This window comes from Pseudomonas sp. P1_F7 (genome assembly GCF_056405655.1).
The window spans coordinates 74,825-87,365 of the sequence record NZ_JBFUBR010000002.1 but is presented as its reverse complement, the minus strand read 5'-3'; the positions used below and the strand labels follow the sequence as shown (position 1 = coordinate 87,365).

The 12,541-nt window shown below is 58.8% G+C and carries 10 protein-coding genes and 2 pseudogenes; 4 read left to right on the top strand and 8 right to left on the bottom strand.

The genetic code is table 11. The features are described from left to right. Positions 1-83: 83 nt before the first annotated feature. Positions 84-227, bottom strand: a pseudogene (locus AC1D1M_RS02125) (P1 family peptidase); the annotation flags it as partial. Between the two features lie 19 nt (positions 228-246). Next, positions 247-1,350 carry a polyamine ABC transporter substrate-binding protein gene (locus AC1D1M_RS02120; protein ID WP_477774302.1) on the bottom strand — a complete coding sequence of 368 codons (1,104 nt, stop codon included), beginning with the start codon at positions 1,348-1,350 and terminating at the stop codon, positions 247-249. Positions 1,351-1,574: 224 nt separating this feature from the next. On the opposite strand from AC1D1M_RS02120, the pseudogene AC1D1M_RS02115 reads away from it, so the two are divergent. Further along, positions 1,575-1,793 (top strand): annotated as a pseudogene (locus AC1D1M_RS02115) (transposase); the annotation flags it as partial. Here AC1D1M_RS02115 and AC1D1M_RS02110 read toward each other — a convergent pair. Next, positions 1,793-3,115, bottom strand: a complete 1,323-nt coding sequence (locus AC1D1M_RS02110) for a DUF1329 domain-containing protein (RefSeq protein ID WP_477774301.1) — start codon at positions 3,113-3,115, stop codon at positions 1,793-1,795. The pseudogene AC1D1M_RS02115 and the gene AC1D1M_RS02110 overlap by 1 nt on opposite strands. 380 nt (positions 3,116-3,495) lie before the next feature. On the opposite strand from AC1D1M_RS02110, the gene AC1D1M_RS02105 reads away from it, so the two are divergent. Beyond that, positions 3,496-3,732: a hypothetical protein gene (locus tag AC1D1M_RS02105; RefSeq protein WP_477774300.1), complete on the top strand. Its 237-nt coding sequence runs from the start codon at positions 3,496-3,498 to the stop codon at positions 3,730-3,732. Between the two features lie 150 nt (positions 3,733-3,882). On the opposite strand, the gene AC1D1M_RS02100 is transcribed toward AC1D1M_RS02105, so the two are convergent. After that, entirely contained in the window at positions 3,883-4,743 is an 861-nt protein-coding gene (locus AC1D1M_RS02100; protein ID WP_477774299.1) for a TauD/TfdA dioxygenase family protein, read from the bottom strand. Between the two features lie 407 nt (positions 4,744-5,150). Here AC1D1M_RS02100 and AC1D1M_RS02095 point away from each other — a divergent pair, with 407 nt between their 5' ends. Beyond that, a complete protein-coding gene (locus tag AC1D1M_RS02095; protein ID WP_477774298.1) occupies positions 5,151-6,482 on the top strand; it encodes an MFS transporter in 1,332 nt (443 codons plus the stop codon). Between the two features lie 132 nt (positions 6,483-6,614). On the opposite strand, the gene AC1D1M_RS02090 is transcribed toward AC1D1M_RS02095, so the two are convergent. Beyond that, a complete protein-coding gene (locus AC1D1M_RS02090; RefSeq protein WP_477774297.1) occupies positions 6,615-7,658 on the bottom strand; it encodes an AraC family transcriptional regulator in 1,044 nt (347 codons plus the stop codon). A 265-nt stretch (positions 7,659-7,923) separates the two neighbouring features. Continuing rightward, entirely contained in the window at positions 7,924-8,961 is a 1,038-nt protein-coding gene (locus AC1D1M_RS02085; protein ID WP_477774296.1) for an AraC family transcriptional regulator, read from the bottom strand. A 111-nt stretch (positions 8,962-9,072) separates the two neighbouring features. Between AC1D1M_RS02085 and AC1D1M_RS02080 the strand changes: the two genes are divergently transcribed. Next, positions 9,073-10,116: an alpha/beta hydrolase gene (locus tag AC1D1M_RS02080; protein WP_477774295.1), complete on the top strand. Its 1,044-nt coding sequence runs from the start codon at positions 9,073-9,075 to the stop codon at positions 10,114-10,116. A 76-nt stretch (positions 10,117-10,192) separates the two neighbouring features. Here AC1D1M_RS02080 and AC1D1M_RS02075 read toward each other — a convergent pair whose 3' ends face one another. Both AC1D1M_RS02075 and AC1D1M_RS02070 read right to left on the bottom strand, forming a co-directional pair. Then, positions 10,193-11,842: a 3-(methylthio)propionyl-CoA ligase gene (locus AC1D1M_RS02075; RefSeq protein WP_477774294.1), complete on the bottom strand. Its 1,650-nt coding sequence runs from the start codon at positions 11,840-11,842 to the stop codon at positions 10,193-10,195. Positions 11,843-12,025: 183 nt separating this feature from the next. After that, the gene (locus AC1D1M_RS02070; RefSeq protein WP_477774293.1) at positions 12,026-12,505 is read right to left on the bottom strand and encodes a 2,4'-dihydroxyacetophenone dioxygenase family protein; all 480 of its coding nucleotides are present in this window, start codon (positions 12,503-12,505) and stop codon (positions 12,026-12,028) included. Between the last annotated feature and the right edge of the window lie 36 nt (positions 12,506-12,541).

The window sequence follows — 12,541 nt, the reverse complement described above, 5'->3', positions numbered from 1 at the left end:
TTTCACAAAGCCTGAGCAAATGAGTCCCTCCTCATATATGGATGCTTCCAGCCCCAGGCAGCATCAACGATCAGCACAGATCCTCAAGTTCTGAACCGCTCCAGTCTCGGCACCACATGCCCATCACCCTGGGTGGTATCTGCGGCCAGCAAGGTATTGACGATGGCTTCTTCTACAGCTTCGGTGGCGGCCAGAAACAACTCACTGATGTGGTCGTTCAGGACATGCGTCGGGTTAGATGTCGGCTCAGTTGCCGTTCTTGATATTGCTCCAGGAGCGCGTGCGGATACGATCGACCGCATGGGACTGCGGTTGCAGGGTGAACAGCGTGGCTATCACCTGCGCAGTGGGGTAGATGTTCGGGTTGTCTTGCACCTCGGCCGAGACCAGCGCGTTCGCGTCTTTGTTGGCGTTGGCGGTGAGCGCCAGATTGGTAGCAGGCGCAATCACTTCCGGGCGCAGCATATAGTTGATGAAGGCCAGCCCATGCTCGGGGTGGCTGCCGTCTTTCACCAATACCAGGTTATCGGACCACAGCGGTGCACCTTCGATGGGGATGCTGTATTCGATTTTCACTCCTTTGCCGGCTTCGTTGGCGGCTTGCTTCGCACCGAAAACCGCACCGGACCAGGTCAGGGCCACGCAGATATCGCCATTGGCCAGGTCACTGCCGATCTTCGACGAATTGAAATAGGTGATGTACGGGCGCAGTTTCAGCATCAGCGCTTCGGCTTTTTTGTAGTCTTCGGGGTTGCTGCTGTTGGGAGGGAGGCCAAGGTAGTGCAGGGCGATCGGCATGATCTCGGCGGGCGCGTCCAGAATTCCCACCCCACATTGACTGAGTTTGGCCAGGTTCTCCTCTTTGAACAGCAGGTCCCAGGAGTTCACCGGTGCCTGCTCACCGAGGACGGCGCGGACCTTTTCAACGTTGTAGCCGATCCCATCGGTGCCCCATAGGTAAGGTATGGCGTACTGGTTGTCAGGGTCGTTCGCGCGAAGTTTTTCCAAAAGCACAGGGTCGATGTGTTTCAGATTGGGCAGTTGGCTGCGGTCCAGCTTCTGCAAGGCTCCGGCCTTGATCAGGGCGGGCAGAATGAAGTTACTGGCCACCACCACGTCATAACCGCTATGGCCGGTCATCAGCTTGGCTTCCAGTACTTCGCCGCTGTCGAAGGTGTCATACACAGGTTCAATACCCGTGTCGCGCTTGAAATCCTGGAGGGTGGTCGGACCGATGTAGTCGTACCAGTTGTATACGTGCACGGTGGGCGCATCAGCTGCTGCGGTCGTTATCCAGGCCGATAGACAGGTGCTGATTCCGAGGTTCAAAGACGAGCGGTAACGACACACAATGTGGCACTCCTGGCCTGCATCAGGACCATGATGATCGGGAGATGACAGGTTAGTGATGCAGGCCGTAGCGGCCTATTACCATGGTGGGTTACTCGAAAGGGGTAGTGATTGGAGGCCTTGTCGCCCAGCCTTGCAACAAAGCGCTGCAAGCGTTGAAACACGTTGATGCCTTAAGTCGCGATTGGTCGTTTTCTACCTGTAACCGAAGCGTTTATCACTGACCGATGAAAGCCAAGTGCTGCCTCAGTACTTCATTTCGCAAGATCGCTCGCAGCGTCCATGAAGCCGCTCGTGATGTGGCTCGGCGCATCGCAGCGACGCCGGAGTACGTGCGCTCTCACCACGAACGGAAGAAGGTCGAAATGTTGTTTACCCACCTCAAGCGCATCCTGAAACTGGATCGCCTGCGACTTCGTGGCATGAGTGGTGCGACCGATGACTAGCGAATACCGGCGCCCGCCATGGACTCTGGCACCCACTGCGCTATCGATAGCGGCTCGATGTAGCGGATGCCGCCATGAGGGCCCACCACGCCATTGATGTTATAGGTGCCTTTCGACAGGTCGTACGTCATGAAAGGTGTGGCGTCCGGGACCTGCTTGTCATAGCTCTGGCTGAAGAACGCAAAGGAGCCACGGTAGAGCTGGCCACTGGTGTCGTACTGATCGGAGGCCACAGCGGCCCAGGTGTCTTCATCCAGGTAAAAGCGGCGCTTCTGGTAGATGTGCTTTGCACCGGCCTTGAGGTTGCCCTCCACGACGTAGACCCGGTGTTTTTCCCAGCGTACGAAGTCCGGCGCAATGAAGTTTGGCGTGGTCAGCGATTTGGCATCGCGAGCGTAGGTCAGTTTGTAGGTGTTGTAGGACACGATCATTTCCTGCTTGCCTACCAGCGTCCAGTCGTAAAGTTCGAGTGCACGGGCGGTACCGGGGTTGGGTGTGTCGTAGGCCAGGATCGAAATCTGTTTGACGCGGCGCTGGGCAGGCATGTACTGCCAGGCACGGCCGGGGCGCTGCAGCGGGTTCGTGGCGTTCTTGAGCATGATCGACTCGCCGGCACGCCGCGCAGGTCCGGTATAGGACAGTTTCAACTGGTAGTAGATGTCGGAATTGTTGATGGGCCTGGACATGTTCTCGTAAATCGGGAAGGAGACGAATGCCTCGCCCGTCACCGCCAGGCTCGCCACGCCCGCCGAGTCGACGCTCCAGGAGTCGTACTTGGAGTGGATGTTGACGCCCTGGTAGCGCAGCAGGAAATTCCACATGGCCTCGGCACCCGATTGCGGGATCGGGAACGGCACACCAGGCAACACGTTGTCGAACGCTATCCCTCCGTTGAGGGATCTGGCAGCGCTGGCATTCTTGAGGCTATTGTCCAGCACCGCCTGCGGGAGCGATGCAGTGCGGTGGGTCGGATACACGTCGATGCGAAAGCCGGGGTAGCGCCTGGCCAACGCTACGGTGGTGGCGGTCAGCATGCCTTTGTACGAATCGACGTTCTTGCCGTTGATCACCAGCAGTGGTTTTTCGTGCGCAAAGGGGTCCGGGCGCATGCTGTCGCCGGTCTTGAAGCTGGAGGGGGCAGTGGTCAGGCCACCGTTGTAGGGCGGAATGGAGCCATCGGCATTCCCGGCCTTTTCGGCACCCACCCACGTCAGGCTGGTGCCCAGCCGAGCGGCTTCCTGGCTCGATACATAGGCCTGGGCATCGATGGCCAGCGCCATGAGGGGTACGGCAGCCAGAAGACTTTTCACGAATTTCATATTGTTATTCTCCTGCCTGGCGTACCAGGCAACTCGTGACTCAGGCGGAGCAGTCGCTTACGTCGGCTCGAGCGCCAGAGGCTTTTTAGTACTGCCATTAAATAGCCCCCGTATCAGGGGGGCTTTTCATTTGACGACAGTCCCTTGGCTATTCATGACAGACCCAGGCTGTCTGGGCGGGCAGGGTGGCTGTGCTTGCCTCAGGCAGGCTGCATACCTGCATCACGTGCCAGTTCTCCTGCCTGGAACCAGCCTGATGCGTTCGATGGCGCGGTAGCCGGGAGTGACCATCACTTGTTTGTATTTCCCAGAGGAATCATTGAGTTACTGAATGGTCATAGCTGTAACCATTCCATACCTCCGACGTTTAGGACGTTCATATGAATCGCGCAGTAATGTTGATCGTGGCCATTTCCAGCGCCATCTTGTTGGGAGGCTGCGGCCCGCACTGGGATGACGGAGAAAGGTACGGTCGATATCACGATCATGATCATCGACGTGGCTACGACCAAAGAGGGGACGATGATCAAGGTTATGACCGTCAATATGATCGTCGTGACTACGATCGCGATCGCGATCACCGTCGCTACCGCGATCGCGATGACAACGACGACTGATACGTTCAACGTCATTGAAAAGCAGGGGGCAGGTTGATCCGCATCCGGACCTGCTACCTGTTTAAATGCCCCTGTCACTGAGTAGATGGAAGGGCCGCAAGCGACCCAGGGAAGACGCTCGGAAGCGTCCCTGGGCTCTGGGCCGTTTACTTATCTGTAGGGTTTGTCGCCGATAATGGCCGCACGCTCCATCTTGCGATGGCAAGGCGGATAGTCCATCACTGCATAGTGCTGGGTGCAGCGGTTATCCCATATCGCCACGCTGTTTTTCTTCCAGCGCCAACGGACTTGATACTCGGGGTTGTAGGCCTGGCTAATCAGGTACTTCAGCAGGTCGACGCCTTTTTGGTTGTAGTCCTGGCCAACACGGACACGTCCCTGGCTGTGGTAATTCACAAAATGCGTAGCGTAGGCATTGACGAATAGCACCTTCTCGCCCGTTTCGGGATGGGTACGCACTACCGGATGCTCGGCATCCGGGTATTGCGCCTTCATAGCCAGGCGCTTTTCCTTTGGCATGGCGGCGGCGAAGGAGGAATTGAAGCTGTGGTTGGCGATCAAGCTGTCGATTTCCTGCTTCACATCTATGGGCAGGTTGTCATAAGCCAGCACCATGTTGGCCCACATGGTGTCGCCACCGGTCGGTGGGCATTCGATGCACCGCAGCACAGCGCCCATCGGAGGCGATTCACGCCAGGTGGCATCGCAGTGCCACGCATTCTCGTAGCGATCCGCCGGATTCTCCGGGGTCTTGTAGATTTGCACGAGGCCTGGGGCCTCCGGGTGGCTGGGGAGCATCGGATGGGTTTCAAGCTGGCCGAGGCGCATGGCAAATGCTTCGTGGTCGCGGCGCGAGAGCTTGTCCAGATCCTGGTCGCGCAGGAACAGCACCTTGTATTTCAATAGCGCTGCGTAGATTTCATTAAACAAGCCGTCATCGCGCACTGCGTCGCCGAGGCTCACATCGAGCAGTTCCGCGCCAATGGCACAGGTCAGTTGTTCGACTCGCATTCCGTCTCCATTTCGATGGTTCTTGGCCGGTCCGTGGGGCAGGTGAAATCGTGCCTTGATTTACGGCGGCGCTTGTTATTGTTGGTCCAGTCTTTGCGGGTGCGGCGGGGCGGAAAATGGGTATCCGGAACAGGTTGCCGGCCTCATTACGCAGAGCAGTGCCCGAGGTCCGATAGTAGTTTGCGAGCGAACAACTTCATGTGCACTGCAGGACAATTACTTCGCGTATTGGGACAGTAACCCACTCAAAGTGCTGGCCCTTCGCGTGGGAAAACGTGCTATCCACCCTGTCCCAGTTTCGCAAAATTGTGTCCTGAATAGCTCAGTAATGGACACCTCGTCCGGGTTAACTTCATGCGGCAACACGCTTGATAACAACAATAAAACAACGACTTTGAGGAGGCTGCATGGCCTATCACCCAATCGCCGCCGACGATGACGACGCAGGTTGTGTCGGCGTTGCGCGCCAATATGCCTGGATCGTTTTTGCACTGACGTTCGGCCTGTTGATTTCCGATTACATGTCGCGTCAGGTACTGAACGCGGTGTTCCCGCTGCTCAAGAGCGAGTGGGCGTTGAGCGACGGACAGCTCGGTCTGCTCAGTGGCGTCGTTGCCCTGATGGTTGGCCTGCTGACGTTCCCGCTGTCGTTGATGGCCGACCGTTTCGGCCGAGTCAAGAGCCTGGCGTTGATGGCGTTGCTATGGAGCCTGGCGACCCTGGGCTGCGCGGTGGCGCAGGACTACCCGCAGATGTTCATCGCGCGCTTTATGGTCGGTGTCGGTGAGGCGGCTTACGGCAGCGTCGGCATCGCCGTGGTGATCTCGGTATTCCCCAAACACATGCGCGCCACCCTGGCCAGTGCTTTCATGGCCGGCGGCTTGTTCGGCGCTGTTTTAGGGATGGCTCTGGGCGGCGCCATCGCGGCCAAGCTGGGCTGGCGATGGTCCTTCGCCGGCATGGCTCTGTTTGGCCTGGTGCTGGCGGTGCTCTATCCGCTTATCGTCAAGGAAGCACGCATCGCGCCGCAACGTGCTGCGCAAGTGGCCAACAAGGCAACGGCGGCGGTCAAGCGGCCGCTGCGTACGCTGTGGTCCAGCCGTTCGGTGATCGCCACGTACGTGGGTAGCGGTTTGCAGCTATTCGTCGGCGGCACGGTGATGGTGTGGATTCCCAGCTACCTCAACCGCTACTACGACATGCCCACCGACAAGGCCGGCGGCATGGCGGCGATCATCGTGCTGTGCAGCGGTGTGGGGATGATTCTGTGCGGCATGCTCAGCGATCGGCTGTGTCGCCACTCGCCGAAGCGCAAGGTCAGCCTGGCCATCGGATTTTGCCTGGGCAGTTGCCTGTTGCTGTCGGCGGCGTTTGCCTTGCAGGCGGGGCCGGTGCAACTGCTGCTGATCTGCCTGGGCATGTTGATTGCCACCGGCACCACCGGACCTAGCGGTGCGATGGTTGCCAACCTGACCCACTACTCCGTGCACGGCACGGCGTTCGCCACGCTGACCCTGGCCAACAATCTGCTGGGGTTGGCGCCCGGGCCATTCATCACCGGCCGGGTGTCCGACCTCATCGGTCTGCATGCCGCGTTTCAACTGGTGCCGCTGGTCAGCCTCTTGGCGGCGGCGGTGTTCTTTTATGCCAAGTGTCATTACCACAGAGATATCGCCCGGCTTGAGGGTCAGAGCGTGCCTGAGCCCTTCAGTGCAGCCGGGATAGAGGTGAGGTTATGAGTCGTCGTTTACGATTTATGGCAGGGCTTCACTGGGCTGGCTCCTCGTTACGGTGAAGCTCTTGACCGGTGTCACAAACACCGGTTTTTCGCGGCGACTGTACCAGCAGTCGCCGTTTTTTTTGCCGCGGGCTCAGAAAGGCTTGGAGGCTGCAGAGTAAGTTGAGGGGGAAGCGGACTGTTTCTGCGCGTTGCGCCATACCGCCGGCGGCATGCCGAACTGGTTGATGAACCAACGGGTAAAGGAACTCGCCATGGAGAAGCCGAACATGTCGGCAATGTGGCTCAGCGAGTGGTTAGGGTTTTCCAGATAACGCAGTACCAGGGCGCGGCGCACATCATTGATCAGGTCGCTGAAGGCACAGCCATGGTCCTTGAGGCGACGTTGCAGGGTGCGCACGTTCACGCCCTGGGACTGGGCGATCTGCTCGATGGTGGCGCGGCCCATGGGCAACAGCAGGTAGATGGCCTTGCGCACTTCGAACAGCATCGAGGTGCCTTCGGGGCTTTGCAGCGAGTCAAGGTAGCTCTGGGCATGACGGGCCATGGCCGGGTCGGCATGGGGGTTGATCATGTCGAGACTGGCGTCGGAGCAGACGATGCCGTTGAACTCGCTGCCGAACTCCAGGTTGCAGCCGAACAGGCGGCGGTGCAGGTGCAGGTTGTCCGGCGGCTGGTGCATGAAGTTGACGCTGTAAGGCTGCCAGTTCGAACCGAGCTGGGCCGAGCACAGCCGGAACATCAGGCCGATGGCCAGCTCCGTGGCCTGGCGGCTGGGCATGGGCGTTTCGGTGACCATCTCTACACGAATGATCGCCATCTTGCCGGCCTCCTCAACGAAGATCGCCAGTGAATCGTTCATCAGATGACGGTAGCGCACCATCACCTGCAACGCTTCGCGCAGGCTGCGCTGATGGCTGAGCAGCAGGCTGACCACGCCGAAGTCTGAAAGCTGGCGCGACTCGGCCATGCTCAGGCCGAAGGTCTGGCAACCACTGGCGACGGCCGAATCTTCCAGCAGGCGCACGGCGGCATCGATGGGAATGAGATATTCGGGAGCTTGTAGCTGAGCTTTGCTCAGCCCGATGTCTGCCATGACGTCGTGGGGGTTGAATCCCAGCTGCTGGGTGACTTCCAGGTATTTGGTCAAGACGGCGGCGCGAACAAGCTTGGGCATGCGTAGGATTTCCCTCGGCCGATGGCGGCGTTTCATTTTTCATCGACGATGTATTGAGCGAGAGGATGGAGAGATGTTGCTAGCGCCTACCCATGGAGGAGAGGCTGCGGACCTATAGTAGGTTGCAGGAGAGTGATGCCAGGTGCATTGGGGGACAAAATCTTCGCGTGTTGGGACGCCAGCAGCAGGCCATGGCTGGATGGCGACGACAGGTCCAGACAGTGGCTGGCCAGCAGGCTGAGAGTCGACGAACCTGTCTTTCTATTTACTGAGGCGATACAGGCTCGGCTGCCGCCTTGCTCTCTCGATAGGAGACGGCCCAGGCCGAGGGTGTCTTGCCAAAACGGCTGCGGAACCAGCGTGAGAAGTCACCGGCAGAAGAAAAACCGAGAAGTTCGGCGACCTCATACAGTCGGCGCTTGCTGTTGGCCAGATACTCTTCGGCGAGTTCAGCACGTACAGCATTAATGATCGTTGTGACACTCTCACCCTCGACCGCCAGGTGTCGGTTAAGGGTGCGTCGATGCATGCCAAGATGCTGGGCAACCCCTTCGACAGAGCACAGTCCGCTTGGCAGCAGCATCTTGACGATCTGGCGCACCCGCTGCGCCGGCTCGTCGCGCAGGTTGGCCAGCATCATGTCCAGCGATCGCTTCACTTCGCGATGCAGCGCCGGGTCTGCCTCAGGGATTGCCATATCCAGATCGCGTGCGCGGCAAACGATGGCGTTGAGTTCCTGGGAAAACTCGATGGCTGTTCCCAACACGCGGTGGTGCACCTCCAGACTGGCAGGGCATTCATGAGTGAAACAGACCCTGACCGGCCGGAAGCTATGGCCGCTCAGAATGCTCAACGTCCGCAACATGATACCGGTGGCTTGTTCTATCGCCTGGCGCCAGACGCCATGATGGCCCTGCATATTCACACCCACCTGCAGCAGGGTCATGTCGCCTGCATCCTCAAGCCACAATTGCACGCCGGCGTTATGCAGTCGCGTATAGCGCAAGCAAGACTGCAAGGCTGCCCGCAGTGTTGGTTCTTCGCGGATAAGCAGCGCCAGCATGCCAAAGTTGGAAAGCTGTCGCTTTTCCGCGAGCAGCAGTCCGAAGGCCTCCTGGCCGGACAGGCGGGCTGACTCCTCAAGTAGCCAGCCTACCGAATCGCTACTGATCATTATGTTCGGGTCGTCGAGGACACTGGCCGGCAGCTTGGCCATGCGCAGCATGCGAAAAGGATCGAGCCCCACTGAACGGGCAACCTGCTCATAGCTGGTAAGGCTGGCGCTTCGCGTCAAGGTATACATGCTTTCCCTCGTGTCCCAGATTCACCAGATTGTGTCCTGAGAAGCTTAGTGCAGGACACCCGCTCAGGGCTACCTTCACGCCGACAACTACAACAAAGATGGAGGTAGATAATGGAAACGCGCACTGCAGTACACATAGCTCAGCCGGTCGCCGCAATGGGAAATGTGGATGCCGACGCCCCCGATGCATTCAACCACTGCTTTGCCGAGCTCAACGGCATTCGCATGCATTACATCGACGAGGGGCAGGGCCCGCTCGTCATTCTGCTGCACGGTTTTCCCTACCTTTGGTACATGTGGCGGCGTCAGATCGTAGCGCTGGCCCAGGCCGGCTATCGAGTCGTCGTCCCCGATCAACGGGGATTTGGTCAAACGGACCGACCTGATGCCATCGAAGCCTATGACATGAGTCAGTCAGTCGGCGACATGGTTGGCTTGATGGCGACCCTGGGCGAAACGTCCGCGGTGATCATTGGACACGACTTGGGCGCCTGGGTGGCCCAAGCGGCGGCGATGCTGCGACCGGATCTGTTCCGTGGCCTGGTGATGCTCAATACCCCGGTGCCACCGCGCGGCAAGGTCAAACCGACCACAGGTTTGCAGGCAATGGCGAAGGGCAGGGTGTACCACCATCTGTATTTCCAGCAGCTCGAAAAGCCGGATCGCGAGTTGGCCAGTGATCCGCGCAAGACCTTGCGCAGCGTTTTCTACTCGATTTCGGGCAACGCCGTCGGAGCTGAACGCTGGCGCCTGTTTGTCGAACCCGGTGAGCCCATTCTCAACGCCTTCACTGAGCCGAAGGGCGAATTCCCGTCATGGCTGAGCGCGCGGTCGCTCGACTACTACGTCGCCGAATACACCCGCACAGGGTTTACCGGTGCCTTGAACTACTACCGCTGTCGCGACCGGAACTGGGAAATCACCGCGTTTCTCGACGGTGCGGTGGTACGCCAGCCAAGCATGTTCATCGGTGGAGCTGCCGATCCTTCACTCGAGCCGATCGAAATCCGCGGTCTCTACGACCAACTCGACAACTATCTGCCCGAACTGCGCAAGAAGGTACTGCTACCCGGCGTTGGTCATAGCGCCGCAGAAGAGAGCGCCGATCAAGTCAACGAATTGCTCCTGGAGTTTCTTGAGCAGTTGGAGCGCTAGGAGCCGGGGTTTACTGTGCGTGGCCGCGATCACTCGCGGTCACGCATGAACTGCTCTGGACGGATCCTTACAACGCTCAGCCGGCAGCTTTGACCAGCAGGTGATCGCCGAACTGCTCGCGCAGACGGTTCTTCAGGACCTTGCCTGTAGCGCCCAATGGAATCGTGTCGACGAAGACCACATCATCCGGCGTCCACCACTTCGCGATCTTGCCTTCATAAAAGGCCAGCAGTTCCTCCCGCGTCAGTGCTGCTTGCGCTTTCCTGACCACGATCAGCAAGGGGCGTTCGTCCCACTTCGCGTGTTTCGCGGCAATGCATGCAGCCTGGGAGACGGACGGATGGGTCATCGCGATGTTTTCCAGGTCGATGGAACCTATCCATTCCCCACCCGACTTGATCACATCTTTGCTGCGATCGGTGATCTGCATGAAGCCATCGATATCGATGGTCGCCACATCGCCGGTTGGGAACCATGCCTGGCCTGCGTGCTCGAGGAGCGGCGAACGATCGCCTTCGCTTCTGAAATAGTCGCGCACCACCCAGGGTCCCCGCACCATCAGGTCACCCGACGTCGCGCCATCCCAAGGCAGTTCCAGGCCATCCGCACCGACGATCTTCATGTCGACGCCAAACACTGCCCGGCCTTGTTTGGATTGCACGGCATTACGCTCTGCCGGTGACATATCAAGGTGCCTGGCCTTCAGGGTGCCAATGGTTCCGATCGGGCTCAATTCAGTCATCCCCCATACGTGCAACACTGCTACGCCGTAGGTTTCCTGAAACGTGTGCAGCATGGACGGAGGGCAGGCTGCGCCACCAATGATCGTGCGTTTCATGCTAGAGAATGGCTGGCCTGTTTTTTCCAGATAACCAAGAAGGTTTTGCCACACAGTCGGGACACCGGCGGACAGTGTCACTCGCTCAGCTTCGAGCAGTTCGAATAGCGATTCTCCATCCAGGGCAGGTCCGGGAAGTACAAGCTTTGCCCCGACCATGCATGCGATGTAGGGAAGTCCCCAGGCGTTGATATGGAACATCGGCACAACGGGCAGGATCACATCGTGCGCTGAACAATTCAGGGCGTCGGGCAGCGCGGCCGCATAGGTGTGCAACACCGATGAGCGATGACTGTACAAAACCCCTTTCGGATTACCCGTCGTGCCAGATGTGTAGCAGAGCGTACTGGCGGCTTCCTCGTCGAAAATCGGCCAGGCGTAGTCAGAGGAACCCTGCTCAACCAGATCTTCATAGCACAGCAAGTTGTCGATACCGGCGTCTTTGGGCATGTGAGCTTGATCGGTCATGGCGATGAACGCCTTGACCGAATTACAGCGGCCAGCGATGACCTTGATCAACGGCAGGAAGGTCATGTCGAAGAAGATGTACTGGTCTTCGGCATGATTGGCGATGTAGGCGACCTGGTCTTCATGCAGGCGAGGGTTGATGGTATGCACAATGGCGCCCATGCCGGCAACGCCGTAGTACAACTCCAGGTGACGATAGCCGTTCCATGCCAGCGTGCCGATCCGGTCGGCGGGCTGGACACCCAGGCTGGTCAGCGCGCTGGCCAACTGGCGCGCGCGACGGTGGCAGTCACGGAAGGTGTAGCGATGGATATCGCCCTCCACCCTGCGGGACACGATCTGCGTATCGCCATGATGGCGGTCGGCGTGCTCTATGAGCGAGGAAATCAACAGTTGCTTGTGCATCATCAAGCCATGCATGGCATCGCTCCGTTCATAAGTCTGTGATCGGGGAGCGGACAGGCGGCCAGGGCCCTCTGTCAGATTCCACGTCAAGACCGCGAACCGGGACAGCCTGTTTTCCTCCCCTGGATTTTTGCGATCAGGCTACTTTCCCGGCTCCCCCTTGAATCGAGGGATGCCGGGAGTTCTCCTGGAACCGGATCAGTTGAATGCCGTGAGGTCTTTCGGTGCGATGTCATGCTGCTCGCAATAAGCGAGATAGCGCTTCAGCCCGGACTTCCAGTTTTCCAGCGCGACGATGTTGTCGTTGTCATCGAGAAACGCGAGATCGCCGTTGACCTGAACCAGCGTGAGCACATAGCCATCGCCATTTCCGGTGCTGACGACCTCCGGGGTGTGAGTCGAACCGGCGGTCTCGTACACGATGCTCCCCGGGCCGGCGACCCAGTCATGCTCTTTGTACTTCCACTGGCCTTCGAAGGTGTAGACCATCACCGTACCCGTGTGGTGGTGCTTGGGCAGTTGCATGTCGATCGGCGCCTTCATCATGACGATCCATTCACCGCGGATCGGGTCGAGCTTGAAGTACTTCAGCAGGACGTTTTCCGCGTAGGGCGTAAACGGTACCCACGGCAGGGATTCGCCATCGATGACTGCGGTGTCGACGTGTTCGTAGAGCATAGGTATCTCCGTTGATTTTTGTTCTGATCGAGAATT